22 protein-coding genes are annotated in these 26188 nt (G+C 63.2%); 6 read left to right on the forward strand and 16 right to left on the reverse strand.

Annotation, left to right across the window (positions count from 1 at the left end; all coding sequences use genetic code 11):
- Nucleotides 1-32: 32 nt before the first annotated feature.
- Nucleotides 33-1532, forward strand: coding sequence for an NAD(P)/FAD-dependent oxidoreductase (locus Q8R73_RS20480; protein WP_305721367.1), 1500 nt, complete (start codon nt 33-35; stop codon nt 1530-1532).
- An 8-nt stretch (nt 1533-1540) separates the two neighbouring features.
- Here the strand turns inward: Q8R73_RS20480 and Q8R73_RS20485 are convergent, their stop codons facing one another.
- Complete coding sequence (locus tag Q8R73_RS20485) at nt 1541-1954, reverse strand: META domain-containing protein (protein WP_305721368.1); 414 nt, start codon at nt 1952-1954, stop codon at nt 1541-1543.
- A gap of 265 nt (nt 1955-2219) precedes the next feature.
- Between Q8R73_RS20485 and Q8R73_RS20490 the strand changes: the two genes are divergently transcribed.
- A complete protein-coding gene (locus Q8R73_RS20490) occupies nt 2220-3968 on the forward strand; it encodes an ABC transporter ATP-binding protein/permease (protein ID WP_305721369.1) in 1749 nt (582 codons plus the stop codon).
- 146 nt (nt 3969-4114) lie between these two features.
- On the opposite strand, the gene Q8R73_RS20495 is transcribed toward Q8R73_RS20490, so the two are convergent.
- From Q8R73_RS20495 to Q8R73_RS20515, 5 genes are all read right to left on the reverse strand, one after another.
- Nucleotides 4115-5140 (reverse strand): TorF family putative porin, encoded by a 1026-nt coding sequence (locus tag Q8R73_RS20495; RefSeq protein WP_305721370.1) that lies wholly within the window; start codon nt 5138-5140, stop codon nt 4115-4117.
- 406 nt (nt 5141-5546) lie between these two features.
- Nucleotides 5547-6002 carry a hypothetical protein gene (locus Q8R73_RS20500; RefSeq protein WP_305721371.1) on the reverse strand — a complete coding sequence of 152 codons (456 nt, stop codon included), beginning with the start codon at nt 6000-6002 and terminating at the stop codon, nt 5547-5549.
- Between the two features lie 74 nt (nt 6003-6076).
- A complete protein-coding gene (glcF, locus tag Q8R73_RS20505; RefSeq protein WP_305721372.1) occupies nt 6077-7393 on the reverse strand; it encodes a glycolate oxidase subunit GlcF in 1317 nt (438 codons plus the stop codon).
- On the reverse strand, nt 7390-8628 hold the full coding sequence (locus tag Q8R73_RS20510; protein WP_305721388.1) for an FAD-binding protein: 1239 nt from the start codon (nt 8626-8628) through the stop codon (nt 7390-7392). Before Q8R73_RS20510 ends, glcF begins: the two co-directional genes overlap by 4 nt.
- Before the next feature lie 183 nt (nt 8629-8811).
- Nucleotides 8812-10305, reverse strand: coding sequence for an FAD-linked oxidase C-terminal domain-containing protein (locus Q8R73_RS20515; protein ID WP_305721373.1), 1494 nt, complete (start codon nt 10303-10305; stop codon nt 8812-8814).
- A gap of 187 nt (nt 10306-10492) precedes the next feature.
- Between Q8R73_RS20515 and Q8R73_RS20520 the strand changes: the two genes are divergently transcribed.
- Nucleotides 10493-10978: a hypothetical protein gene (locus Q8R73_RS20520; protein ID WP_305721374.1), complete on the forward strand. Its 486-nt coding sequence runs from the start codon at nt 10493-10495 to the stop codon at nt 10976-10978.
- Between the two features lie 90 nt (nt 10979-11068).
- On the opposite strand, the gene Q8R73_RS20525 is transcribed toward Q8R73_RS20520, so the two are convergent.
- Together Q8R73_RS20525 and Q8R73_RS20530 are read right to left on the reverse strand one after the other, a co-directional pair.
- On the reverse strand, nt 11069-14140 hold the full coding sequence (locus tag Q8R73_RS20525) for an outer membrane protein (RefSeq protein WP_305721375.1): 3072 nt from the start codon (nt 14138-14140) through the stop codon (nt 11069-11071).
- A 195-nt stretch (nt 14141-14335) separates the two neighbouring features.
- Nucleotides 14336-15223, reverse strand: coding sequence for a hypothetical protein (locus tag Q8R73_RS20530; RefSeq protein ID WP_305721376.1), 888 nt, complete (start codon nt 15221-15223; stop codon nt 14336-14338).
- Between the two features lie 268 nt (nt 15224-15491).
- Between Q8R73_RS20530 and Q8R73_RS20535 the strand changes: the two genes are divergently transcribed.
- Nucleotides 15492-16664 (forward strand): acetyl-CoA C-acyltransferase, encoded by a 1173-nt coding sequence (locus tag Q8R73_RS20535; protein WP_305721377.1) that lies wholly within the window; start codon nt 15492-15494, stop codon nt 16662-16664.
- Nucleotides 16665-16734: 70 nt separating this feature from the next.
- On the opposite strand, the gene Q8R73_RS20540 is transcribed toward Q8R73_RS20535, so the two are convergent.
- Nucleotides 16735-17709, reverse strand: a complete 975-nt coding sequence (locus tag Q8R73_RS20540) for an alpha/beta fold hydrolase (RefSeq protein WP_305721378.1) — start codon at nt 17707-17709, stop codon at nt 16735-16737.
- 78 nt (nt 17710-17787) lie between these two features.
- Nucleotides 17788-18555, reverse strand: a complete 768-nt coding sequence (locus tag Q8R73_RS20545; protein WP_305721379.1) for a DUF3750 domain-containing protein — start codon at nt 18553-18555, stop codon at nt 17788-17790.
- A gap of 153 nt (nt 18556-18708) precedes the next feature.
- Here Q8R73_RS20545 and Q8R73_RS20550 point away from each other — a divergent pair, with 153 nt between their 5' ends.
- Nucleotides 18709-18891, forward strand: a complete 183-nt coding sequence (locus tag Q8R73_RS20550) for a hypothetical protein (RefSeq protein WP_305721380.1) — start codon at nt 18709-18711, stop codon at nt 18889-18891.
- Here the strand turns inward: Q8R73_RS20550 and Q8R73_RS20555 are convergent, their stop codons facing one another.
- Both Q8R73_RS20555 and ykgO read right to left on the reverse strand, forming a co-directional pair.
- Nucleotides 18892-19545 carry a tetratricopeptide repeat protein gene (locus tag Q8R73_RS20555; protein WP_305721381.1) on the reverse strand — a complete coding sequence of 218 codons (654 nt, stop codon included), beginning with the start codon at nt 19543-19545 and terminating at the stop codon, nt 18892-18894.
- 127 nt (nt 19546-19672) lie between these two features.
- On the reverse strand, nt 19673-19798 hold the full coding sequence (gene ykgO / locus Q8R73_RS20560) for a type B 50S ribosomal protein L36 (protein ID WP_002718645.1): 126 nt from the start codon (nt 19796-19798) through the stop codon (nt 19673-19675).
- Between the two features lie 308 nt (nt 19799-20106).
- Between ykgO and Q8R73_RS20565 the strand changes: the two genes are divergently transcribed.
- A complete protein-coding gene (locus tag Q8R73_RS20565) occupies nt 20107-21147 on the forward strand; it encodes a fatty acid desaturase (RefSeq protein ID WP_305721382.1) in 1041 nt (346 codons plus the stop codon).
- A gap of 208 nt (nt 21148-21355) precedes the next feature.
- Here the strand turns inward: Q8R73_RS20565 and Q8R73_RS20570 are convergent, their stop codons facing one another.
- From Q8R73_RS20570 to Q8R73_RS20585, 4 genes are all read right to left on the reverse strand, one after another.
- Nucleotides 21356-21820: a hypothetical protein gene (locus Q8R73_RS20570; protein WP_305721383.1), complete on the reverse strand. Its 465-nt coding sequence runs from the start codon at nt 21818-21820 to the stop codon at nt 21356-21358.
- A gap of 94 nt (nt 21821-21914) precedes the next feature.
- Complete coding sequence (locus tag Q8R73_RS20575; protein ID WP_305721384.1) at nt 21915-22973, reverse strand: transporter; 1059 nt, start codon at nt 22971-22973, stop codon at nt 21915-21917.
- Between the two features lie 61 nt (nt 22974-23034).
- Nucleotides 23035-24540, reverse strand: a complete 1506-nt coding sequence (locus tag Q8R73_RS20580) for a DUF1254 domain-containing protein (RefSeq protein ID WP_305721385.1) — start codon at nt 24538-24540, stop codon at nt 23035-23037.
- 286 nt (nt 24541-24826) lie between these two features.
- Nucleotides 24827-26188 (reverse strand): arylsulfatase (locus tag Q8R73_RS20585; RefSeq protein ID WP_305721386.1); only part of this gene is annotated, 1362 nt, incomplete at its 5' end.

The following is a 26188-nucleotide window of genomic DNA, read 5'->3' on the forward strand; positions in this document are numbered from 1 at the left end:
TGCGTATCCGCACGGGAAGCTTCAGGGAATTGATGGCGCGCTGTGACGTAGTGGTGATCGGCGCCGGCCTCGGAGGCTTGACGGCCGGTGCGATCCTGGCGCGCGCCGGACGCAAGGTGCTGGTCATCGAGCGCAGCAACTCGGTGGGTGGCGCGGCGTCGAGCTACAAGTCCGGCGACCTGTTCATCGAAGGCTCGTTGCAGGAAACCAGCGACCCGCATCACCCCCGCGACCCCAAACACGATGCACTGACGCGGGCGGGCGTGATCGACGCGGTCAAGTGGATTGCGGCAGGCTCGCTGTACGAAGCGCGGGGCGGCCCGCTCGAGGCGCCGTTCGTGATGCCGGACGATTTCGATGCGGCGCGGCAGGCGCTGACCGGGCGCTTTCCGCAGGCCCGCGCCGGAATCCGTCAGCTGCTCGACGAGATGGCGGCCATCGCATCGGCAGGCCCGCTCGCGCAGGACGACCCGGCCTTGATGCATTCACCCGACTGGCCGCTGTCGCTGTCGCAAAAGCTCGATGCGTTGTTCGGCGGCGACGAAGCCGTCAAATGCGCTGTCGCCGCCAACCTGTCGTATTTTCACCACGACCCCGCGACGCTGTGGTGGATGCATTTCGCGATGGCGCAGGGCAGCTACCTGCAGAGCGGCGGACGTTTCGTGCAGGGTGGATCGCAGCGGCTGTCGAGCGCGCTGGCCCGCGCCATCCGCACCGCCGGCGGCGAGGTGCTGCTGCGCCGCGTCGCCACCGGCATGGCGCTCGATGCGGACGGCCGCGCCGGCGCCGTCACCCACAGCGCCAAGGATGGCAGCGACAGCCGGACCGTGGAATGCGGGCGCGTGATCGGCAACGCCGCGCCCGGCGCGCTCGCGGGCTTGATGCCGCAAGCGGCGGCAGACCGGCTGCAGGCAAGCTACGCGAACCGCGCGCCATCGATTTCGCTGTTCGCCATGACGCTCGGCCTCGGCAAGCCGCCACGCGAATTCGGCGTATCGGCCTATTCCACGCAATTGCTGCCGCGCCAGTTGCAGCGGCTATCCGACTATTCGCAGGGCGCAAAGTTGATGGCCGCCGAACCCGGCGGGGCGATGCCGCCGATGTCGCTGGTCGACTTCACCGCGATAGATGCCGGGATCCCCTCGCCGCCTTTTGTGCTCTCGGTCTACGGACCCGATTTGCTGTCGAATTGGGACAGTTCGGACATGGACGCCTACCGCGAAAAGCGCGGGCGCTGGCAGGACGCCATCGTGCGCTATCTGGATTCGCTCTATCCGGGCCTCGCCGGCGCCGTGGTGGCGTCGTCGTTCAACACCGCCCTGTCGGTCAGGCAGTATCTCAATGCGCCTGAGGGCGCGGTCTACGGCTTTGCGCCGACCCCTCCGCGATCGATCGGGCAGGCCTTCGAGCGCTCGCCGCGCACGGCGGTGCCGGGTCTTTATCTGGCGTCGGCCTATGCGGGTTTCGGCGGCTACAGCGGCGTGGTGCAGGCCGGCGGCGCCTGCGCCGACATGATCCTGCGTGAGGATTGACCGGGATCTCAGTTGGTATTGATGCGGAAGCGCAGCGTCCTGGGTCCGACCAGCGAGACGAAATCGCCCTGCCGCTTCCAGGTCGCGGCTTCACTCAGGGCGGCGACCAGTTCATCGTCGGCCTGCGCCCGCGCCGGCGGACAGGAACGGTCCTGCATCGGCCCCGCGACGAAGATCACGGTGTTGCCCGCCACCGAAAACTGGCCCTTGCCGCCCTTGCACCACAGTTCGAGGATCACCTCGCCGGCATCGCCGATTTCCAGCGACGGAATCCGCTTCGATCCGGGCTGACGCGACGCATCGAGCGTCAGTTCGAGCCCAAACGGAAAGCCGTCATCGGCGCGAGCCGGGGCAGGATTGATGGCGGTCGCGACCAGGGCCCCTGCGGCAGCGAGTTTCAAAAATCCGGGCGTGGAAATCATAAGGCCTCTCGAAATCTCGCTGCACCTAAACCAGTGCCGTTCTAGTGAATGCCCGCGGCATTTGCCAGATCCGGCGCCCTTCGGCGCCGCGCCGCTCATCAAAATCCGCTCACAACCTCGCGAAGTTCGTGGGGCCTCCGTCCCGCACCGCGGCACCCATGCTAGGATTGACCGCGACAGGCGGAGCCATGAGACTTTAGTCTAATGGAATTCGATCTGCCTTTTCTCAGGGCCTTCTGGGCCATTCCCCGGAGACGTTAATCTCGTGAAAAACATCGGCTCAACGCTCGCGACCGTATGGCGGATCGCGGCTCCCTATTTTCGTTCCGAGGACAGATGGGCCGGCCGCGCGCTGCTCGCGGCAGTGATCGCCGCCGAGTTGGCCATCGTCGGCCTCACGGTGCTGCAGAACCAGTGGAACAGCCGCTTCTACAACGCACTGCAGGACTACAACTGGGACGCATTCGTCGCCGAAATCATCTATTTCTCGGTGCTGGCCACCTTCTACATCATCATTGCGGTCTACCAGCTCTACCTCAATCAATGGCTGCAGATCCGCTGGCGCCGCTGGATGACCGCGCAGTATCTCGGCCAATGGCTGCATCAGGCCAACCATTACCGGATGCAGCTGCAGGGCGACGCCGCCGACAACCCCGACCAGCGCATGACCGACGACGTCAAGCTGTTCGTCGATCGAACCCTCAACATCGGCGTCGGCCTGCTGGGCTCGGTCGTCACGCTGGCCTCCTTTGTCGCCATCCTGTGGGGACTTTCCAACGCCGCGCCGCTGCACCTGTTCGGACAGGATTTTGTGATCCCCGGCTACCTGGTGTGGGGCGCGCTGATCTATTCGGTGCTCGGCACCATTATCACGCATATGATCGGTTGGCCGCTGGTCGGAATCGATTTCCGGCAGCAGCAGTACGAAGCCGATTTTCGCTTCAATCTGGTGCGGGTGCGGGAAAACTCCGAGCAGATCGCGCTGATGAGCGGCGAGGAAGCCGAGCGCGAACGCCTGCTGGTGCGTTTCGGGCGCGTGGTCGACAACTGGCTCGCGATCATGTCCCGCACCAAGAAAGTGACGGCCTTCACGGCCAGCTATTCGCAGGCTTCGGTGATCTTTCCCTACATCCTGGTGGCGCCTGCCTACTTTGCCAAGAAGATCTCGCTTGGCGGCATGATGCAGACGGCATCGGCCTTCTCCAGCGTCCAGGGCGCGCTTTCGTTCTTCATCACCATCTATCGCCAGTTGGCGGAATGGCAGGCGGTGGTGAATCGTCTCGACGGCTTTGAGGCGGGAATTGCGGATGCGACGGAACTTGCGAGCCGCGACGACAGGATTCACGTCGTCGAGGCCGCCGGCCACGACGCCATCGACTTCAAGGGGCTGGCGGTGCGGCTGCCGAACGGAAGGCCGCTGGTGACCGCGGACGGATTCAGTTTGCGCAAGGACGAGCGCACCCTGGTCACCGGCCCATCCGGTTCAGGCAAGTCGACGCTGTTCCGGGCGATCGCCGGCATCTGGCCGTTCGGCGCGGGCTCGATCGCCATTCCGCCGGGGGCAACCATGATGATGCTGCCGCAGCGCCCGTATTTTCCTACGGGATCGCTGCGCGGGGCGGTCGAGTATCCCGGCCCGGAAGGCTCGTTCCCGGCCGCTCGGATCAGCCAGGCGATCGAAGCGGTGGGGTTGCCCCGGCTGGCGCCCCAGCTCGACGAACACGGTCACTGGAATCGGACGCTGTCGCTCGGCGAGCAACAGCGCCTTGGGCTCGTGCGCGCGCTGTTGCATGCGCCACAATACCTGTTCCTCGATGAAGCGACCGCCTCACTCGATGAGCCTTCTGAGGCGGCGCTCTATGGTCTGCTTCGGGAGAAACTGCCGGCCACGACCATTATTTCGATCGGCCATCGCTCGACGCTCGACGCCTTCCACCAGCGCCAGGTCGCACTGACCCGCGATGGCGATGGATTTGCATTGCGCGGAGGCGGCGAGGACGTCAAGCCGACATAATCCCGCAACTCGGCTCCTGCCTGAATTTGTCCGTTGGTCGTTGCGGGCGATCGCCTTCCCGCAAGCTGACGCACCGCACCCAGGACCAGCGCAAAAGAAAGGGGCGGCAGATCGCTCTGCCGCCCCAAAGGTTTCGAGGGAATGACTTACTTCAGGTTGGTCATCGCGGTCAGGTCAGCCGACAGCTTGACGATGCCCGTCGCGCCGCACCAGCCCGAGCCGAAGCCGCCCGGGTTGATCGGGGTGAAGCTGCCGTCGAACTTGGCGGTGTAGTCGCTGGTGAAGGCGTTGCAGTCGCCCTTCGACAGGTTGGTGTCGGAGTAACGCACGTCCAGCGTGAACACCTTGTAGGTGAAGCCGATGCCGACATTCCATGTGTTGTAGTCGGCGTAGTCGATGCCGGCCGGGAAGGCGGGAACCCCGTAGAACGCATCGGAAGTGCCAAGCCACTGGCGGCCGAACTCGCCGGAGATGTACATGCCGAGACCGCTTGAGCCGAAGGTGGAGCTGGGTGCCGTGAACTTGGCGGTGACCGCGGCGTAGTTACCCCAGGCGCCGGTGTTCAGGAAGTTCGGCGAATAGTATTCGCTGGCACCGATCGAGAACATGTCGTTGATGGCTACGTTGACCTTGGCGTAGCCTTCGAAAAAGCTGGCTTTTTTCTTGGCAAAGTTGCCGTTGATCGGAAGCCCGCCGGTGACCGGATCGGAATTGCCGAACGGACTTACGGCGCAGCTCGGATCGGATCCGGGAATGCCCGAGCCAGGAATGGCGGCGGCATTGAAGCACTGTCCGCCGGGATAGAGGTATCCGATGGCACCGAAGTCGAAGGCGAACATGCCGAAGGTCGGACGGATACCGCCGTAGACGTCGATTTCCGCCGCTGCGCGGTTCGGGAAAGAAATGCTGGCGCCGCCGAGGCCGACATAGAGCTGCAAGTTCGGGTTGATATTGTAGCGCGGCTCGAAGTAGGCCGAGACCGCAGCCTTGTGGTTGGACTGGGTGATGCCGCGGAACACATAGTCGTTCATGATCGCGCTGCCGAAGGCGATATCCCACGGATCGAACGCCACCGGCGGCGGGGCCTTGTAGGCCTTGACACGCATATCCGCCGCGACAGCCGAACCCGATACCATTGCCAGCGCCGTTGCTAACAAAGCCAACTTCTTCATGACGATCCCCATCACCGTTAAAACAGTCCGGTTCCGGCGTCCCCCCAGGGACAGTGCGATAACCGACTGCAACCAAATTCCTTAACCTGATTGCAATCTGGAACGCCCTACCGGTTGCGTGAAGCCAAAAAGACAAGCATCTGCCGCCTTTTTAGGCTTTATGACAGTTTTGGAAGATGTTGTCGGCGGGTGTTGCATTCCAACAACAATTTTTGGACTCCGTATGTTGATTGCAATGCATTTTGGGCACAGTTGGTCCCGCAGAACCACGGAGGTCGCGGCCAATTGATTGGTCTCCGCGAATCGGCGCGCCCTTGCGAAGTCACTTCCACGACCCCGCCCATAGAAAAAGCCGCAGCGGCTGGCGCTGCGGCCTGATCGTGATCTGCTGACAGAGCGGAGCCCGCTACTTGTCGTCGTCTCCGCTGGAGGGTGCGCCCCATGACGCAGCGGGGCTCGAGGCCTCGGGGCTTGGAGACGCCCAACTCGGAGCCGCGGCTTCAGGCGCCGGCGCCGGGGCAGCCATCGGCTCGGGGGCCGGGGCGGGTTTCGGGGCTGCAGGCTTGCGTGCGGCGGGTTTGCGGGCTGCGGGCTTGGCGGCCGCCTTCTTGGCAGGAGCCGGGCTGCTCTTGGCGCTGGCTTTCTTCGCCGACTTCTTGGCCGACTTCTTGGTCGATTTCTTGGCCGATTTCTTGGCCGACTTTTTCGGGGCCGACTTTTTCGCGGATTTCTTCGCGGATTTCTTGGCAGACTTCTTGGCCTTCTTCGACGACTTCTTCGAAGATTTCTTCTTCGCCGTCACCAGACTCCCCTTGGCTTTTTTCGCCTTCTTGCCCTTCTTGCTCTTCTTCCCTTTAGCCATCGTGAACCTCCTGTTGCCGATCAAATGTCTATCAGGCGCTTCAAGTCGTCCGCTTCCGGACGGGGCCAATCGATTCAGTTCGATCCTGGCCGGGGACCGCCTGTCGCCCAATCGAGAAGCTCAATCGTGTGCACCACAGGAACTGACGTACCACCGGCAATCTGAACCATGCATCCAATATTGCCCGCAGCAATCATGTCCGGCTTCACTGTCGCAATATTGGCGACCTTGCGATCGCGCAATCTGCTCGCAATGTCGGGCTGGAGAATGTTGTAGGTCCCCGCCGAACCGCAACACAAATGGCTCTCCGGCACATCTTTCACCACGAATCCGTTCTTGGAAAGCAATTCTTTCGGAGCCTGCGTGATTTTCTGCCCGTGCTGCAGCGAACAAGCGGAGTGATAGGCGACGGTGATGTCGCGCAGTTGCTGCGATGGCTGCAGTTCGATGCCGCCGACATACTCGGTGATATCCTTTGTCAGCGCGGAAACCGTGGCAGCCGGCCCGGCGAAATCGCGGTCCTCTCGCAGCATGAAGCCATAGTCCTTGATGACCGTGCCGCAGCCCGATGCCGTTACCAGGATGGCATCGAGACCGTCCCGTCCGGCCTCCTCGAGCCAGACGCCGATGTTGGCGCGGGCCCTTGCCAGCGCATCGCCGTCGCGTCCGAGATGATGGGTCAGCGCGCCGCAACATTGCTCGTCCCTGACCAGCACGACCTCGATGCCGTGCCGCGTCAGCAGATTGATGGCGGCCTGATTGATGCGCGGCGCCAGCACCTGCTGGGCGCAACCCTGCAACAGCGCGACCCGTCCGCGCCGCTCCCCGATCGCCGGGAAAACGCTACCCCCGGCCGGTCCTGATGGCGGCAGCCTGGCCGGCGCCAGCGCCAGCATCGCCTTGATCCGCCGCAACAAACCCGGCGACGCCGCAGCCGTTTGGGGGGTCGGCAGCAAGGCGCCGAGCGGTCGGCCAAGTCGCGCCAGAACCATGCTCCAGCGAAACAGTTGCGGCCGCGGCAGCACAAAGGCGAGGACCGCGCGCAGCACCCGTTCGGTCAGCGGCCGGGTGTAATCCCTTTCGATCCTCACCCGCGCCTGATCGACCAGATGCATGTAGTTCACCCCGGACGGACAGGTGGTCATGCAGGCGAGGCAGGAGAGGCAACGGTCGATGTGCTTGACCACCTCCCGGGTGGGCGGCCGGTTCTTTTCCAGCATCTCCTTGATGAGGTAGATCCGCCCCCGCGGGCTGTCGAGTTCGTCGCCGAGCAGCACGTAGGTCGGGCACGTCGCGGTGCAGAAGCCGCAATGCACGCAGGCGCGCAGGATCCTGTCGGCCTCCGCGATATCGGGATCGGCAAGTTGGGCCAGGCTGAATTCTGTCTTCATGTCGCGGCCCCTCTGGTCATCCGGCCGCGGTTGAGGATGCTCCTGGGATCGAAGCTGTGCCGGACGCGCTCGCCGAGCGCCGCAAGGCCCTCCTGCTGCGGATGAAACACATCGATATTGCGCCTCACCTGTTCGGGTGCCCGGATCAAGGTGGCATGGCCGCCGGCGGCATTGACGCGCGCACGCAGCAGCGCCGCTTGCGCATCCGGTTTCGGCGGTAATGCCGCCCAGATCAGGCCGCCGCCCCAGTCGTAGACCACGTCGCCGCCGGTGGCGCGAGACAGCGCTTGGCCGAGCGCCCCGCCCGCCGCCGGCGGACAGACGATCCGCCACACCGGCCACGCGCCCAGCGCGCCGTCGGCCGCAAACGGTCTGACATCGCGAATCGCTCCCCAGGCCGCCGCCGAGGCGGCGTCCTGGAGAATTTCGGCCACGCCGAACGGCGCCAGCAACGCGGCCAGCGCCTTGGCGCGATGCACCGCCGAGACCGTAATGCCCTCCAGCCGCAGCAGCGTGAGCGCCTCTCCCGCCGATCCCAAATCGGCAAGCCCGCCGATATCGGCCCGAAACGCCGACGCAGGCAGGTGTGCCGCCCCCGATACGTCAAACGGCGAGCCGAGCGCCGAAGTCATCGCCCGGTTCGCGGTCAAGTCGTCGAGCCCGCGCAGCAGCAGCGTGCGTTCGCTTTCCGGCCTGGGCATCACCTTCAGGGTCACTTCCGTCATGACCGCGAGCGTGCCCCACGACCCCGCCAGCAATTTGCAGAGGTCGTAGCCGGTGACGTTCTTCACCACCTTGCCACCGGCCTTGAAACTGTCGCCGAACCCGGACACCGCGTGCGCACCCAGCAGATGGTCGCGCGCGCCGCCCGCCCGGATGCGGCGGGGGCCGGCAAGGCCGGCGCCGATCATGCCGCCCACGGTCCCGAGTTCGGGCGTGCCCAGCAGCGCCGAAGTGTCGATCGGCTCGAACGCAAACTGCTGATCTCTGGAATCGATCAGGCTGAGCACGTCGGACAGCGGGGCGCCCGCCTGCACGGTGATGATCAGCTCATTGGGCTCGTAGGCCACGACCGCATTCAGCGATGACAAATCCAGCAGGGCATTGGTCGCCATCGGCTGGCCGATCAGCCGCTTCGAGCCATGGCCGATGATTTCCAGCGGCTGCTCGCTGGCAACAGCCGCGCGCACCGCGTCCTCGACGTCCTTGGCGTCACGTATTTTCAGGGTATCCACGCGTTCAGGTCCGGACTTGGTCGTCACCGTCCGCCACCGGGTCGGCGCGGAGCGCCACCCGATGACAGGCTCCGGCGGACGATCCAGTATTCGCTACAGCCGAAGTCAAACACCGGCAGAGCGGCATACTGGATACTCCGCCTTCGCGGGGTATGACGACTGGAAAATGGGCGGGTATCATGGCTAAAACCGCGGAAGATCAGGGAATGCCAGCTTGCCGCCATGCACATGCACGCGGCCGAGCTCGGCGCAGCGGTGCAGGGTCGGAAACACCTTTCCGGGATTGAGCAGGCCCTGCGCGTCGAACGCGCATTTCAGCCGCTGCTGCTGGTTGAGATCGATCTCCGAGAACATTTCCGGCATCAAATCGCGCTTCTCGACGCCGACGCCGTGCTCGCCGGTCAGCACGCCGCCGAGTTCGACGCAGACCCTCAGGATGTCGGCGCCGAACGCCTCGGCCTTGTCCATCTCGCCGGGCTGGTTGGCATCGTACAGGATCAGGGGATGCAGATTGCCGTCGCCGGCGTGAAACACATTGGCGACCCGCAGGCCGTATTTTTCCGAGAGGTCGCGGATCCGCGCCAGCGCCTGCGGCAGCGCCCCGCTCGGAATGGTGCCGCCCATGCAGAGATAATCCGGCGAAATCCGTCCTACCGCCGGAAACGCCGCCTTGCGGCCGGCCCAGAACAGATTGCGCTCGGCTTCAGAAGTGGAAATCTGCAGCGTGGTCGAGCCGCAGCCTTGCGCGATCGCCTCGACGCGGCCGATCAACTCATCGACCTCGACGCCGGGACCATCGAGTTCGATGATCAGCAGCGCCTCGACGTCGAGCGGATAGCCGGCATGGACGAAGGCTTCGGCGGCGTGGATCGCGGGCCTGTCCATCATTTCCATACCGCCCGGAATGATGCCGGCGCCGATGATCCGCGCCACGCATTCGCCGGCCGCCTCGACTTGCGCGAAACCGACCATCAAGGCGCGGGCGGTTTCAGGTTTCTGCAGGATCCGCACCGTGACTTCGGTGATGACGCCGAGCAGGCCTTCCGACCCCGTGATGATGCCCATCAGGTCGTAGCCCGAAGTCTCGGCCGACTTGCCGCCGATCCTGATGATTTCGCCCGTGATCAGCACGATCTCGCAGCCCAGCAGGTTGTTGGTGGTCATGCCGTATTTCAGGCAATGCACGCCGCCGGAATTTTCCGCGACATTGCCGCCGATCGAGCAGGCGATCTGCGACGACGGATCGGGCGCGTAGTAGAATCCGGCATGGGCGACCGCCTGGCTGATGGCGAGGTTGGTGACCCCCGGTTCGGTCACGACAGCGCGGTTGTCGAAATCGATTTCGCGGATGCGCTTGAATTTGCCCAGCCCCAGCAGCACGCCATCGGCCAGCGGCAGCGCGCCGCCGGACAACGAGGTGCCGGAACCGCGCGGCACCACCTTGATGCCCTGCTCGAAGCAGTATTTCAGGACCTGCGACACCTGTTCGGTGGTGTCGGGCAGCACCACCACCATCGGCGGCTGGCGATAGGCCATCAGCCCGTCGGACTCGTATGGCACCATCTCGGCCGCGCTGTCGATCACGCCCTCGCCCGGCACGATCGCGCGCAGCGCCGCCACGATCTCGTCGCGGCGCGCCAGAACCGCCTGATCGGAAGCCGGCATCATGATGGTCATCGGTCGCGCCTCCCGAGCCGGCTGCGGGCACCTGCAGCTTCGCGGCTGGTTGATTTAAGATGGGAAATCAAGCACGTCTGAACGGCTTTGGGTAGCTCGCCGACGTTCGTCCCGCGCAGAATTGCAAACCGTCATCGGCATCGCGGAACGAAGACCGTTCGCCAACATTGTGATGCAGGAGGATATCATGGACCTGCGCCGTCATTGCATCGCTTTGGCCATTGCCTCGGCTCTCGCTGCGCCTACGCCCCTGCGGGCCGCGCCGGCGACCATCGACTGGGTCAGGTACAATGTCCCCGAGACCGGAGCTGCGGTTGACATTCCAGCCTCGATATTCACAGAAGGTGCCGGAAGTCCGGAGGGTGGATATGGCGGCCGCTTCCTGACTCCGGACCGGCGCGCGGATCTGACCGTCCAGTCGGTGGCCAACGACAGGGGACTGTCGCCGGCTGTCTTCCTGGCCCGGAAAAATCCGCCGCCGGGCATAATCTACAAGCGGGTGACGCCGCGATTCTTCGTCGTCTCCAGCGTCCGCAACGGCAGGATCTGGTACAATCGCTGCAATTTTGCCGGTCGCTTTGCCCATTGCGTGTTGATCAACTATCCGGCCGCCGAAAAACGCCAGTGGGATCGCGTGGTCACCCGCATCAGCAACACCCTGACCAGCCGATAGCCGCGACTTCCGACAACGCTGCAGGCGTTGCCCGGCTTGTCCACGGCGAATGCCAGGACGCGCCGCAGGCCGCTGAGCAGGGCCATCCGGTCAGTCGCAATAGCAGAAGGTGTAGGCGACGCCGACCTTGCCGAGATGGAGATCCGTGCGGGTGTGAGCGGTGCTGCTGTTCGCGCTGAGTATGGCAAATCCGACATCCGTGTGCGTAAAGACATTGGCGGCCTCGCGGTCGAGATTGAAACGCATGATGCGATATTCACCGCGCACCGACCAGCGGTCGGTCAGTTTCAACTCGGCGCCGGCGCCGGCCGTATAGCCGAACGCCCATTTGCCATAGGCACCGCCAAGCTGGTCCACGGTGTCCTGGAAAGTGAAATGCCCGAACTCGGCGCCGGCGAGCGCGTAGACCAGCAGGTTCGGCGTCGCCAGCAAGCCGGCACGGCCGATCAGGCCCGCCCGCGACCGCAGCAACTGCGCGAATTCGGCTTGGTCGATGGTGGGAACCGTCGTCAACGGCGGGACCAGCGAGGTGGAAGTGCCGACCAGCGTACCGCGCGATTTCATGCCGACGTCGCCGAAAACAGTCGCTTCCACCTGTCCGCCGATCACGAATTGACCGGCACGCCAATTGTATCCGGCGAACAGGTCGATCATCCCGCCGCTGACGTCACCCGCCAGTTCGCCGGACTGGAAATCATTGCTTCCGGAAAGAATAACCGGCGGTGGAAAGAGAGTACGATTATCCGAAGACGAGGTGATCGCGTCCCGCACGCGGCCCGCACCGCCCGCGCCGTAGATACCCGCCGAGAAGCCGGTCCAGCGATCGCAGCAGGCTTCGGCGCTGCCCGGCAACGCAGCCATTGCGGAAGGAGAGTCCTCGCCGACTCGGTAGACCAGGCCGACCTTGCCGAGGTGGAAATCCGTGCTGGTCCGGGACGCGAACGACACTGCGGTCGAGCCACCGGCAGCCGGGAAGATGTCGTAGCTCGCGCCGCGCTCGATGTCGAAATGCAGATAGCGGTATTCGGTACGCAGCGACCAGTGCCGCGCGACCTTCAGTTCGCCGCCGGCGCCGACGGTATAGCCGGCCACCCATTTGCCGACGGGATCGGGAAAACGGTCGCCCTGTTCGGGATATTTGAAATGCCCGAGCGCCAGGCCGCCGAGACCATAGAGCAGCAGGTTCGGCGTCGCGAGGAAGCCTGCGCGCCCGACCACACTGACCATGGAGCGGAGTCGCTCCGACTGATCGAGGGTCGAGGTTTGAACGCTGGTCGGCGGAAGCAACGTCGTCTGCATACCTGCCATCTTGACGGCGACATCGCCGTACTGCGTGGCCTCGACCTGCCCGCCGACGACGAACCTGTCGCTGCGCAGACTGTAGCCGGCGAACAGATCAGTCTGCATTCCCGTCATGGTGCCGGCGAGCGCGGCGTTCTGCGGAAAGGTAACTGACGAGCTCGTGCTGATCGTTGCAAAGTCGCCGCGCGCAACGCCAGCGCCGGCGCTGAAATAGGCGCCGAAATAGGGTCCAGCCCAGCCGTCCGTCCAGGTTGAAGCGAGGGAAGGCGGCATGGCGGCCATCGCCGAGGCGGGACCGGCGCCGCCGAACTTGTAGACCACGCCGATCTTGCCGATATGGAAATCCGCCGCGGTCTGGCGCGCCGTATTGGTGGTAGCCTCCGAAGTGTCGCCGGAGATGGCCTCGACCGAGGCGGAGCCGATGGTCTCGTTGCGGTCGACGTCGAAATGCAGATAGCGATATTCGCCGCGCAGCGACCAGTGGTCGGTCATGCGCAGCTCGGCGCCGGCGCCCGCCGTGTAGCCCGGCGCCCATTTGCCGTTGTTTCCGCCGATGGCGTCCCTGCCCCGCGGATAGACGAAGTGCCCGAATTCGACGCCGCCCACGCCGTACAGCAACAGGTCGGGCGTGGCGAGAAAACCGGCGCGGCCGGCCAGGCCGACCATCGAGCGCAGCTGCTGGTTGTTCCAGCCCGGCCGGACGTCTAGCGTCGTGGGATCGGCGACGCCGTTCATGGCCGAAGACATTGTGGTCGTCAGCGCGCCGACCGGTTTCAGGCCGACGTCGCTGAACAGCGTTCCCTCTGCCTGCACGCCGGCGACGGCCCTGCCGCTGCGCCAGTTGTAGCCGAGGAACACCTCGTTCATCGAGCCGTCCATCCCGCCCGCGAACTGGCCGCGCTTGGTCTGGTTGGTCGTGGTGGTGTCGGCCCCCCAGATATTGGTGAGGTTTCTCACACTGGAATAGTTCTCGGCGGCGTGCCCCGCGCCGGCGCCGAAATAGATTCCGGCATAGGGGCCGGCCCAACTGTCCGCCCATACCTGGCGCGACAAGGGCGGAATGGCCGCCATCGCCGATGACGGCCCGGATCCGCCGAAGCTGTAGACCAGCCCGACCTTGCCGACATGCATGTCGACCTCATGATGGCGGATCGAGGACAGGTAGGTACCGATATCGCGCACTTCGCTGCGGGCGGTCGCAAAATGCAGATATCGATATTCCGCACGCAGCGACCAGTGATCGTCGTAACGCGCTTCCAAACCGGCGCCCGCGGTGTAGCCCAACGCCCAGTTGCGGTTGGCGCTGCCGAATGCGTCGTCGTCGTCGGGAAAGATGAAATGACCAAATTCGAGCCCGGCGAGGCCGTACAGCAACAAATTTGGCCGCACGAGGAAGCCGGCGCGGCCGACGAGGCCGGCCCTGAACCTGAGCTGCGGATCGTTGCCGTTCGTCGTCGGGCCCGACCAAGAACTCAAGATGACGCCACCAAAACGTCGGACCTGATTCAACTGCAGGGGACCGGTGACGCTGGCAGCGATATCGCTCGCAACGGTCGCCTCGACCTGGCCGCCGACGATGAAATTGCCGAAGCGCCAGTTGCGGCCGGCGAACAGTTCGACCATCGATCCCGTGACCGGGCCGGAGAAGTCGCCCTTCATCAGGCTTGTTTGCGATGACGATATATTGGCCTCGTCGGCCAATTCGCTCGACCGTCCGCCAGCAGCCACCGCGTAGTAGGCGCCGATATAGGGGGCAGCCCAGCTATCCGGCACGGTCTCCGGCCGCACCCGGTGCGGAATATCCTGGGCCAAGGCAGCCGCGGGGAGCAGCAAGGACGCAGCCACCAACAATCTGTGCACGGCTGCTCCGGAGAGTCGCGGATATGCGATCACGAAAAAACGCAGGGATTTGAAAGCTAGCGGTTCCATGGGTGGGAGTCCGTTGCCGAACAGCAACATGCGCTCAGATTGCCTCATCGATAGAGATCGGCTGACGCGCTGTACAGATCAGGGCACGCCGACCCCCAAAAATGGTCGGATGCAGAAAAGGCAGCGTTATGCCGGCGCCACGGCACCGGCCGTGGGCCGGCCGTGCACTACACAGGCCTCGAAAGCCGCATCGATGATCGCGAGCTTCACCGCCTGCGCGACATGATATTCGCGCCGGAAGTCCGCCGACACCCACAGTGGCGATTTGCCCCGCGGCCCGGACCAGCCCAGGCTTCCCATCGCCTCGGCCTCGGCAAATTTGCGGCCGAGCTGGGTCCGCGACAGATTGAGCCGCTGCGCCAGTCCGGCAATCGAGGTCACATCGGTCCGAATGCGCGCGAGGCCGTCGGCACCTTGCTGGCATCCGACGATCAGGCGATCCATCACGATGCCGCCTTCGTCGACCCAGGTGAACAGCGAGAAAGTCCGCCCCGGCTTGCGAACGTCGCCCGAGCCGATCAGGCCATCCGATATCAGCGGCTGGATCGCGCCGAGCAAGTCCGGCCGGGCCCGGAAGCCCGCCGCCCGGGCACCGCCATCGAGCCCGTCGAGGGTGCCAAGATGCAGCGCGTGCCAGTGAAACAGCGCCATCAGCACCGCCGGCACCGGCTCGATCGGACGGTGGCGCCTGCCCTCGCTGCCCGCGACGAAACGGATCATGTCGTATTTCAGCAACTCCTTCAGAAAGGCCGACGCCGTGTTGCGACTCGCAAGCTTGTGGTGCTGGACGAGTTCGAGGAAGCGCTCGGCAAGCAGCCCGGCGCCCGGATCGTTCGCCGCGTTGCGGAAATACTTTGCCAGCGCCGCATGCGCCATCAGCCAGCGCTGCTGGGTCGCAAAAAGCGAGGCGATCCGCGGACTGGCTTCCTGGATCTGCAGCAGCGATTGCGCCTGGCCGCGAACGCATGGCGCGAGCGCCGGGTGAGCCAGGATGTCGTCGGCGGTCATTGCCATGGATCAAGCGTCACTTCGTCCCGAGCCGGGGCACCTGACAGCGCCCGACCAGCAAGCCGCAAACGATCCCGCGAAAGCAAAACGCTAGGCCTTCCCCGGCGCAAAATCCATCGCCCGGGAGAGCCGATCCGGAAGTCTTTCCGCACAGCGGAACGTGCGGGCAATTCGATGCCGTCAAAGGTCGATATTTTACCGTCGCCAGCGAAATTTCCCTACGCTTGCAATCTATTGCGGGGCATACTGGCCGCTTCAAAGGGAGATCAAGAAAATGCGTGAAGCGGTCATTGTTTCTTATGCGCGAACCGGACTGGCGAAGTCCGGCCGCGGCGGGTTCAACATCACTCCGCCGATGTCGATGGCGGCCCACGCCATCAAGCACGCCGTGGAGCGCGCCGGCGTCGAGAAGGATTACGTCGAGGATAGCTACCTCGGCAATTGCGCGCATGGCGCGCCCAATATCGGCCGCCAGGCCGCATTGCTCGCAGGCCTGCCGAAGTCGACCGCCGGCGTTTCGGTCAACCGCTTCTGCTCGTCGGGACTTCAGACCATCGCGATGGCCGCCAACTCGATCCGCTCGGACGGCGCCGATTGCATCGTGGCCGGCGGCGTCGAGAGCATCTCGATGCCCGGCGGCCCCTTGCCGAAGGAAGTGGTCGACCCGGACCTGCTCAAGGTGGCGCCCGACATCTTCATGGCGATGATCGACACCGCCGATATCGTCGCGGAGCGCTACAAGCTCAGCCGCGAATACCAGGACGAGTACTCGCTGGAATCGCAGCGCCGCATGGCTGCCGCCCAGCAGGCCAACAAGTTCAAGGACGAAATCGTCCCGATGAAGACCAAAATGAAGGTGGTCGACAAGGCGACCAAGGCCGAGAGCATCGTCGACTACACGGTCGATCGCGACGAATGCAACCGGCCCGAGACGACGATGGAAGGCCTCGCCAAGCTCGAGCCGGTAAAGGGTCCCGGAAAATACGTCACCGCCGGCAATGCCAGCCAGCTGTCGGACGGCGCCGCCGCCGTCGTGCTGATGGAAGCCAAGGACGCGGAAAAGCGCGGCCTGCAGCCGCTCGGCCGCTTCGTCGCCTGGGCGTCGGCGGGTTGCGAGCCCGACGAGATGGGAATCGGTCCCGTATTCGCGGTGCCGAAGCTGCTGAAGCGCCACGGGCTCAAGATCGAGGATATCGACCTCTGGGAGCTCAACGAAGCGTTCGCCAGCCAGTGCCTGTATTCCCGCGACAAGCTCGGCATCGACCCCGAGAAGTACAACGTCAACGGGGGCTCGATCGCGATCGGCCATCCCTTCGGCATGACCGGCGCGCGCTGCACCGGCCATCTGCTGCAGGAGGGACGCCGGCGCAAGGCCAAATGGGGCGTCGTGACCATGTGCATCGGCGGTGGCCAGGGCGGCGCCGGCCTGTTCGAAATCTACAGCTGAGCTCGCCTCAGCCCGGCATAGGCCGGCATCGGAAACACCAGCAGCGCGACGGGCAACCGCCGCGCTGTTTTTATTGCGACCGTTGAGCCGCAGCGGCCGGGCCGGGCGCAATCCTGCCAATCATCGCGGCGATCTCGGCGACAACCAGTTCAGGTGCGGCGTGCTGTACCATGTGGCCGACATCCGGCAACACGATCTGTTTCGCATTCGGCTCGGCGGCGGCGATCGGGCGCGAATGGATGCTGGTCGATACGGTCTTGTCCGCGCCGTCGCCCGAGATCACCACGACAGGCGCCGTGATATCGGCGTAGCGCGGCGCCTGTTCCCTGACCGCTTCCTTCAGGGTGACCAGATCCTGCGCATTGGCGATGAACTCGCGCGGCCGCAGCAGCAATGGCGTCGCCGAGTCCCGGACAAACCCGTCCGGCATGATCTGAGGCAGGAAAACGCCGCGGGCGCCGGGTTCGGCCAGCAAATAGCCGAGCGGCAGAGTGATGGTGTGGGCAAGTAGCGGACCGATCACCGGTGTGCTGATGATTTTGTTGTATTGTCCGACGCCGCCCGGCCACGGATAGGCCACCGGCGCAAGCATCACGAGGCCGGCGACACGCCGCGGATAATCCAGCGCCATCCGCGCGCCGAGCGCGCCGGCCCACGAATGGACCACGAAAACGGCGCGGTCGATGCCGAGTTTCTCCAGCGCCTGCTCGATCATTCGCCCCTGGATATCAGGCGTCGAATCCCCGATACGCGCGCGCGTGCTCCAGCCGTGGCCGGGCCGATCGACCAGGATCACCCGATGCTTTTCGGCCAGCCTGGCGCCAAGCGGCTGCCGCATGCTTTCGAGATTGGAACTGGCGCCGTGGATCAGCACGACAGGGGGGCCCGCGGCATCGCGCGGCCCGGTATCGACGACGTGGACCGCACCGCCGGCCACCTCGATCATCCTGCCTCGCGCCGGATAGGCGCGCTCCAGCAGCAAGACGCCAGCCTGCGTGATCAGCGCCAGGATCGCCAGCGTGGCCGCGACGGCTATCAATATCATGGAGATGATCCGGACGATCTTGTGCACCAGTGAGCTACGCTTGCGCGGCATACGGGTTTCAAGCGTAGCCCGAATCGGTCAGACGCTGAAACCCACACGCCCCAGTCCGGGCAGTTTCACGGCCGGCCGACGCAGGTCGATGCCGAACACCGCGCCGAAAAAATTGACTTCGATCCCTTCGATCCAGCCGACGGCCAGCCCGAGATAACCGCCCAGCGTGAAGCGGACGCCGGTCCCGGAAGCGGTCGGTCCAAACATGTCGCCATTATAGGGAAAGTCCTTGCCGATGGCGGTCGGCGGCAACGTGGCCTGCAGTTCCGGCACCGCCGCCATCACGGCGGTGACGAAGGTATTGGAGTTCGGTCCCGGCCAGGCGCGATAGTCGCCATAGGACCTGAGTTCATACCGTTCGACCGCGGCGCGGATTTTCGGGATCATGCGCTCGGCGGTTTCGCCGTCCGCGGCGGCGACGGCCTCCGGCGTGCCGCCGAACCAGCGTCCGTCGGCGGCAAACCCGTTGATGCGGATCGGCTCGCCCCAAGCCGTATAATCATAGCGGGTGTAGCGCGATGCACCGCGCTCCTTGACCACGATCCAGCTGTGGACCGCGAAGATTCCACGCCAGCGAACCGTCCGCGCGGCATAGACGCGAACCACTGCCTCGGGGTGTTCCCGCGGAGAAGGCAACAGGCCGGCGCTGGAGCGATCGGCGATCTGCCAATCGACCGAGCGGTCGCCCAGCAGGTATTTCACCGCCGAAATCGTGATCGGGGCGATCAACAGAGCCAGAAAGATGATCACAGATTTTCTCAAGCAGGGGAACTTTGGCGGGGCAAATTCATGCATGCGTCACATGACCCTTCATATAGTGCTGCCGGGCGCTTTCGCTACACTGCGAGGCGGGGGCGCCGCGCTTGCGGCCGGCCGCGCTGTCCACCCTATCCACAGGAACGCCTGTCCGCCCCCTCGCGTTGTCGCGGTGTAAATGGAGGGTATTCAATGTCTTTCGAGGCCAACGAAGCTGCCATCGACCGCATCGTGGCGACCTGCAATGGCGACATCCGCGGCGCGCTGAAAGCCCTGCTGCTGGTCAACGAGCAACTGGAGGCCGAACTGGCGAAGGCCTACGCGGCGGCGAGCCGAGGCGGGCTGGCACCACACGGCAGCAACGTTCTGCACTGATCAGATGTCGCGGCCTTCGACTTTTTCGGTCAGGGTCTTGACCATTTCCGGCACCTTTTCCAGATGCGGATTGACCGCGAGCGCCTTGCGGAAGGCGTCGAGCGCGCGCTTTTCGTCGCCGAGATCCTGCATGATCATGCCGAGCCCGGCCAGCGCGCCGAAATGGCGGGGCTCACGCGCCAGCACCTGCTCGATATCCTGCAGCGAGTGGGCGTAATCGTTCTTGAGATAATACAGCGTCGCGCGCCGGTTCCAGCCCTCGACATAATCGGGACGCAGCTTGACCACTGCATCGAGCAGCTTCAGCGCCACGTCCACCTGCTTGGCGTCCATCGCCGCCTTGGCGCGCACCATCAGGAGGGCTGCGGTATCACTCGGCGTCTGCAGCCACATCGCCCAGATCCGGGCCTCGACATGCTTGGCGCTGGCCTCATCGGGCGCCGCCTTCAGCGCGCCGAACAGGAAATCCAGTCCGCGCGTCTTGTCGGCGCCGACCTTCGGCAGCTTGCTCGGCGGCTCTGGCAGCTTCTTCTGGCTGCGAGGCGGCGCTGACCTCGGATCCTGCGCCGACGCAGGAACCGCCCATACGGCGGCGATCGCTACGGCGGCCAGCATTGCGAGGTGGCGGCGCGGCCCGGGGAATCTGATTGCCATGGCCGAAGTCTAGACGCAGCAAAACGCGCTTGCAAAGCAGCAAGTCGTCAAAGACCCGTGATGAGCTGGTTCTTGGCGAAGGCCGGAAGCCGGCGCGAGCCTCGACTCGGTCGGAATCAACCCTGGATCAGCCCTGGCGCGCCTTGAAACGGCGCTGAACCTTGTTGATCACATAGACCCGGCCCTTGCGGCGGACCAGACGGTTGTTGCGGTGGCGTCCACGCAGCGATTTCAGCGAGTTACGGACCTTCATGGGACAATCCTGATGCTTTGAAAGGCCGTGTTTCGACAGGCCGAAAGTGGCAAAATGAGATTTTTCCCGCCAGCGGTCATACCGCCCGGGACGGCCGGTTTCTAAGCCATGCAACGGTCGAATGTCAATCCGGCCGGCAAATCGGGATGCCCGCGGCCGATCCCGCTCCATTGGAACCCGGCCTGCCAACTTGGAAAAATAAACAAATTCGGTCAAAGGTTTGCAGCGGTGCCATGATTCGCACCCCATATCTGCAACTGGCTGTTCGGCCCGGCTGGGTCTCGCGCAAAGATGGGACCGCCTCCGCCATGACTTCAGTTGAAATCCCCGCCTCCAAGCCTGAGATCTCAAAGCCTGCGATTCTGGCCCCCGCGGATCGTGCCGCTCCCGCCAAGGGCCGGCTGTCGCTGCCCGCGGGCGTGCGGCCGTTCCAGCTCAACTGGCCCTACATCATCGTGATCGCCGGCTACCATGCCCTGGCGCTGCTGGCCTTCATGCCCGGCTGGTTCTCCTGGAGCGGTCTGATCCTTGCCATGCTCCTGACCCATCTGTGCGGGCTGTTCGGCATCAACCTCTGCTACCACCGGCTACTCACCCATCGCGGCCTGAAATGTCCGAAATGGCTGGAGCATTCGATGGTGGTGGTGGCGATGTCCTGCCTGCAGGAAACGCCGGCGCGCTGGGTCGCGATCCACCGCCGCCATCATCAATTCGCCGACGAGCAGCCGGATCCGCACAGCCCGCTGGCCAGCTTCCTGTGGGCCCATGTCGGCTGGATCCTGGTGCATCAACCCGAATTGTCGCGGCTCGGCATCTACGAGCGCTATGCCAAGGACATCCTGCGCGATCCGTTCTATGTCGCGCTCGAGCGCCATGGTTGGCTGGTCTGGATCAACCTGATCCAGATGCCGCTGTTCTTCGCCGCCGGTTTTGCCGTGGCGTGGCTGATGGGCCAATCGCCCGGGGCCGCCGCGCAGACCGGACTCAGCATCCTGATGTTCGGCGTCTTCGTCCGCACCGTGCTGGTCTGGCACATCACCTGGGCGGTGAACTCGGTGACCCATCTGTGGGGCTACCGCAGCTACGAGACCGACGAGGACAGCCGCAACAATTTCGTGGTCGGCATGATCTCCAACGGCGAAGGCTGGCACAACAACCACCACGCCGACCCCCGCTCGGCGCGCCATGGCCACCGCTGGTGGGAAATGGACAATACCTGGCTGACCATCCGATTCCTGGAACGGATCGGGCTGGCCACCGACGTGGTGGCGCCAAGCGCCCACATCAAGGCGCAGGCGGCCAAGGCCCGGCTGGTCACCCGCGGACCGGATGGCGTTCCGGTCGATTAGAGGCCAGGGCCGCGGGGCCGGGGCGGCTCAACACCAAAATATCGAAAACAACCCCATGCACAGATACGGGGTCGCCGGCGGGGATGCTCGGCGCGCGAAGACATTTGAACACGAAGGGCAAATCACAGGGAAGATTTCAAGATCCCGCCTTTTCAAGATCGCTCATGACCCAGAAATGCCTGCTGGCATAGATCGCGACCGCGCCAATTCAGCGTTCAAAGTTCTGATTACTAAACGGAGACGACTTGGGTACCTGGATGCGAATGTACCCAACTCGACCCGCCTCGTGGCAACTGTTGCATCCGGCGGTCAGTTCATCGAATGCCTTGACGTAGAGTGAGTGGTCTTTTTTGTTCGCCGCTTCCATCAAGCGTCTCAGAGGCTGGGCTACGAGCGTGATGTTATCGATTGGAAGACTCCGGTAAAATCCACTCGCTACATAGAAATCCTTTTCGAGCTTCTGAGCTTCATAGTTGAGCAAATCCCAGTTCTTTGCCTTTCCAATGTACCACAACTTGATATGGCGCAGCTGAATGTTTGTCATAATGTTGGCAAGCGTCGCCACAGCGGGTTCGGAGGGAAATGGGGGTGTAGCAAATGGCACATCGTCAGCAGCCATTGATGGCGCAAGCATCAAGGTCAAGATGAAAAAAGCTGCCGGAAAACGCTTCACTGCGAACCTCCTTGCCTCGCCGATAGTAAACTCTTGAAAACCGCAACCTGGATCAGCGCCAGGTCGATGCGTGACTGGCGCCAATTCGGAAGGCTTACTTCCGCACCAGATGCTTGGTCGGCGTCACCGTGCTGGCGGGCACAGCCTCCGAGATCGAGAATGTCAGCCAGGTGTTCCAGCCGGATGCCCGGTTGGCGGCGTCGAACTCGCCATATCCCTTCAGGCCGAGAAACGCATGGTTGGCTCCGATCGCAAAAATATGTCCGATCTGCGGGCCAATGCCGAGAACGCGGGAGCGGAAGCCGCCGAGAGCGGCCGGCTGTCCGAAGTCGTCGGTGATCTGCTGGTAGGCGTAGCCGACGAAACCGACGAAGACCTGCTTCGACAGGAACTTCGACACGCCCCAGTCGAAATGGAAATCGATGCCGCTTTGATACTGGGTATCGGGGTTCTTGAAATTGTAGGTGAAGCCGCCGACACCCGAGAATTCCGTGCCGGTCGTGGGGTTCAGATAGGTGTAGCCGCCGCCGAAGTCGATGGCGCCGTGGCCGAGGCCGATGTTGGAGAGCCGGCCCGCTTGGTAGTCACCGACTGGAACGGCGCCCGTGCCGTAAACCATATAGTTGTGGACGCCGCTGTTCCATTTCAGCTTCAGGGTCGGATAGAGGTCGCCGTAGGAGACGAGCGCGTCCTCGAGGAAACCGTTGCGCGTGGTCACGATCGGTCCCACCGCCGTCGTCAGCATGCCGGCGAGGCTCGCGGAATTTCGGCCGTAGACGCTGGCGAGCGTCGCGGACAACTGGCCGCCGAGCACCGGCGTCGCGAATGTATAGGTCGGCGCGATCAGCATCAGATCGGCCTGGCCGCGCAAGGCGACGTTCAGATCGATGTTGACGTTCGGTGAAAATCGTCCGATCTGGAATTCCCGCGACGCGGCCGCCGCACCCGATGCGCCCACGCTGGCATGGTAGTAGATGGCAGCGATCGACCAGCCCGGTGTGGTCGGCGTAGCGGCGAGGCTGCCGTACAGCCCCGGCAGCCAGAACGAAATGCCGCTTTCGTCGGCGTGCGCCGTTTGCGGCGAAAGCAAAGCGAGCGCGGTGATAGCGAGAGCACCGGTCAGCCGGGGCCCGGTCAGAATGCTGTTTTTCATGGTCCTCACCTTTCAGCTGTCCAGTAGTCTCGGTTAGTCTCGTCGGCATCGCGAAAGAAAGCTACTGCTGAAGTTCAATTTCCCCGGGCCGCCAGGTCTTGTCGAACCAGGGCTGTGTCGGACCATAGAGGCGCAACAGGGTGTTCCAGCTCGTACCAGGTACCGTCTGCACCCAGTTCTTTTCCTGTCCCGTGGGAGCCTTTGGGCCGAAGAAGACGTCTACCGAACTGTCGGCGTTCACCTTGAGGCCTTCGGTCTGACTACCGACTGTCGGGAATTGCTGGTCAGTCTGGATCATCGAGCGTGTCTGATTGTCGTAGAGGATGACCGACCAGAAATTCTTGATCGGAATATTCGGCGGCAAATGCAGCTTGTACGACTTTCCGCCGTCAAGCGCATCGCCCTTCGAGTCGACGAAGGCTGCCATGTATTGCGAGCCTTCGCCGACGGCTTTTGAATCCATCGCCGGCGTTACCCCGGTTGCATAGAAGAAAAAGCCCGAGTAACCGTTCAACTGACGGGCGCCTTTCTCCTCAAACTTGTAGCCACCGATGAAACCAAGCCGCCAATTACTCTTGCTGTCAGGATAATAATAGCCGTCGGGCCCGCGCCATTTGTACATTGTGGCGCGTGCGGTAGCGTCACCGACAATGGCGGCTTCGGTCAGTATCTTCTTCATGCGGTCGTCGGGCGCAAACGGCTTGCCCTTCGCAATTCCAATTGATGCCCAGAAGCCGAGAGTCGTGGGGTCGACGCTGTCAGTCGGTTCGTCCTGCACGACTTTGTTGAGGAGTTCCCAGAACCGATAGTCTGCCGGCCCGACCATGTTAAACGGCTTGCCGGACATATTGACGAAATTCAGTTTCGGCGGATTGGCCGCCTGCTTGATCGGGTAGATCTTCGTGAATTTCTTGACGGCATCTACACCCGGCTTCGGATCACCATTGACCAGGAAGCTGCGCCAGGCTGTCCAGACGCTGAACGAGTTCGGACGAATGATGAAGTAACCTTTCGGCACCTCACCCTTGTAGCCGGGCGGCAAGAAAAGGTATTTCCCGCCCTTCCCTCGATCCGGACCTGTGAGGCCGATGTCACCATTCCAATTATACCACATGTCATCGGCCAACCCGAGCACCTTGGGAGGGGCTTCGACGACGATGGGTCCGTCATGGAGGTCCAGCCAAAACCAGGTGTAGGGCGTGTTGTTGTTGGCAGTGAGCTCAGTGGTGCGAGAGTCGACCAACGTCTCCCAGATCGGCACGGTCGTGTTCGCGGGGCCGATTTTCAGAATGTTGTCGCGGTTGGCGACCTGGTTTACCACCGGCAGCGCCAGCAGATAGGCCTGGACGGCGCGCTGGAAGTCGAGATTGTCATACAGCTTTTCGACGGTCGCCGCGTCGGGAAAACCGCCGAAGAAATTCAGGGTCCCAAGGCGCGTTTCCACCTTGTCGGGAATAGCCACGCCCGGGGGCACCGGCGTTTGCATCTTGTACTGCTGTGCATTTGCAGCAAATGCCGAAAGCGCCATGAAGAAAAGTGCAGAGACCGCTACTCTAACTGGTTTCATCGCATTTTTGCCTTTTCAATAGCCTGGTAATTCGCGGCGCGATGAAGGCGCGGCGCAAATCCCGTCACTTATGCGCCGCAAGTCTTCTCAATCGGACAGACCCCTCTTCAACACCACCGCCTTGCGACCTTCCACTTCTTATCCCCCCAGCACTGGGTCCGCTCGATCCGGCCTATGGCGACATTCTTGCCGATGACAACAGCGTGCCCATACCGCCCTTGCCGATCCACCGCCGCAAGTCGCTTCAAACCAAGGATGTTGTAGGTGTAGGTCATTTCGCCAGCGCTCACTTCCCCTTCGCACAGACCGGCGAGCTATCTGGCAAAATTACATTGTTCGCTTCCGCATACTTGACCCAGTGTCGGATCAACTGCTCCCTGACTTTCGGCCGCGCAGATGCAAGATCATTCATCTCCCCCGGATCAGCCTTCAAATCGTACAGCTGCCATTTGCCGGGTCCGTGCGGCTCGCAGAGCCAAAGCAATTTCCAGTTGTCCTGTCGGATCGCTCGATTGCCGAACAGCTCCCAGCCCAACCAGTCCGATGGACCGCGAACGGAAGCACGAGAACCGTTCAGAACCGAAGACAGGGATTTCCCCTGCAGCGGAGCCACCTCCCGCCCCTCATAACTTCCGGGATGGGACACGCCTGCTGCATTCAGGATCGTCGCCGGAATGTCCATGACGTGTGCGACCGCATTGGAAATCCGGCCGCTTCCATTGACGCCGCGTCCGGAGACGACAAGCGGAGCACGAATGCCTCCTTCCGAAAGATATCCCTTGAACAGGCGGAAGGGACCTGCGCTGACCTGCGCCCAAGCAGCGCCATATTGTATGAACGTCCCCTTTTTGCCCCAGTTCTCAATCTTGCTGTTGTCCCAGGGCGCCGCCATGTTCCACATGGTTCCCTCGGGTCCGTTGTCAGACAGGAAGATTATCAGCGTATTGTCATAGAGATTCTTTGCTTTGAAATACTCAATGAGCTTCCCGATGTTTGCATCCATGTGCTCGACCATGGCTGCGTAGAGTTCCATTTGACGTGCCGACTGCCGTCGTGCCTCATCGGAAAGATCCGCCCAAGCAGGAACGTTCGCGAGCCGAGGAAACGAGGCAGCCTTCGGATCAACGATGCCGAGCTTCTTCATTCGCTCCAGACGAGTGGCGCGGGTAACGTCATAACCTTGATCGTAGCGACCTTTGTATTTGTCGAGCCATTCAGCAGGCAGCTGGAAAGGATCATGGGGAGCTTGTAGCGCCACATAGGCGAAAAACGGCTTCCCATTCCCACGATTCTCTTCGATGTTGTCGATAATTGCTGCCGTATAGTCTTCACTTGAATGAAACCCGGGACGAAGCTCCTGGATGACCTTTCCATTCCGGGTATAAAGCTGCCTCTCGCCCTTCGCTCCCCACATGTCGTCAAGATGGCTGCCTCCACCCGGTATCAGAGCAAGATCGCGCGTGAATCCGCGAGCGGCCGGCCAGTGCCTGGGCTCCTCGCCCATGTGCCACTTCCCGGCCATGTAAGTATTGTAGCCTGCATCCTTCAGCAGCGACGAAATGGGGACAACGCGGTCGTTAAGATAGCCCTCGTAACCAGGCTTTCCCTTCTGATTGCTGGCCGTGAACTCAGCCATGTTGCCGAGTCC

This window comes from Bradyrhizobium sp., from assembly GCF_030697065.1.
Lineage (GTDB): Bacteria > Pseudomonadota > Alphaproteobacteria > Rhizobiales > Xanthobacteraceae > Bradyrhizobium.

Excerpts from the sequence above, each read along its gene's own strand:
- Q8R73_RS20480 (WP_305721367.1), top strand. The coding sequence starts at position 33 with ATGGCGCGCTGTGACGTAGTGGTGATCGGCGCCGGCCTCGGAGGCTTG.
- Q8R73_RS20485 (WP_305721368.1), bottom strand. The coding sequence starts at position 1,954 with ATGATTTCCACGCCCGGATTTTTGAAACTCGCTGCCGCAGGGGCCCTG.
- Q8R73_RS20495 (WP_305721370.1), bottom strand. The coding sequence starts at position 5,140 with ATGAAGAAGTTGGCTTTGTTAGCAACGGCGCTGGCAATGGTATCGGGT.
- Q8R73_RS20500 (WP_305721371.1), bottom strand. The coding sequence starts at position 6,002 with ATGGCTAAAGGGAAGAAGAGCAAGAAGGGCAAGAAGGCGAAAAAAGCC.
- glcF (WP_305721372.1), bottom strand. The coding sequence starts at position 7,393 with ATGAAGACAGAATTCAGCCTGGCCCAACTTGCCGATCCCGATATCGCG.
- Q8R73_RS20515 (WP_305721373.1), bottom strand. The coding sequence starts at position 10,305 with ATGACCATCATGATGCCGGCTTCCGATCAGGCGGTTCTGGCGCGCCGC.
- Q8R73_RS20520 (WP_305721374.1), top strand. The coding sequence starts at position 10,493 with ATGGACCTGCGCCGTCATTGCATCGCTTTGGCCATTGCCTCGGCTCTC.
- Q8R73_RS20530 (WP_305721376.1), bottom strand. The coding sequence starts at position 15,223 with ATGGCAATGACCGCCGACGACATCCTGGCTCACCCGGCGCTCGCGCCA.
- Q8R73_RS20535 (WP_305721377.1), top strand. The coding sequence starts at position 15,492 with ATGCGTGAAGCGGTCATTGTTTCTTATGCGCGAACCGGACTGGCGAAG.
- Q8R73_RS20540 (WP_305721378.1), bottom strand. The coding sequence starts at position 17,709 with ATGATATTGATAGCCGTCGCGGCCACGCTGGCGATCCTGGCGCTGATC.
- Q8R73_RS20545 (WP_305721379.1), bottom strand. The coding sequence starts at position 18,555 with ATGCATGAATTTGCCCCGCCAAAGTTCCCCTGCTTGAGAAAATCTGTG.
- Q8R73_RS20550 (WP_305721380.1), top strand. The coding sequence starts at position 18,709 with ATGTCTTTCGAGGCCAACGAAGCTGCCATCGACCGCATCGTGGCGACC.
- Q8R73_RS20555 (WP_305721381.1), bottom strand. The coding sequence starts at position 19,545 with ATGGCAATCAGATTCCCCGGGCCGCGCCGCCACCTCGCAATGCTGGCC.
- ykgO (WP_002718645.1), bottom strand. The coding sequence starts at position 19,798 with ATGAAGGTCCGTAACTCGCTGAAATCGCTGCGTGGACGCCACCGCAAC.
- Q8R73_RS20565 (WP_305721382.1), top strand. The coding sequence starts at position 20,107 with ATGACTTCAGTTGAAATCCCCGCCTCCAAGCCTGAGATCTCAAAGCCT.
- Q8R73_RS20575 (WP_305721384.1), bottom strand. The coding sequence starts at position 22,973 with ATGAAAAACAGCATTCTGACCGGGCCCCGGCTGACCGGTGCTCTCGCT.
- Q8R73_RS20580 (WP_305721385.1), bottom strand. The coding sequence starts at position 24,540 with ATGAAACCAGTTAGAGTAGCGGTCTCTGCACTTTTCTTCATGGCGCTT.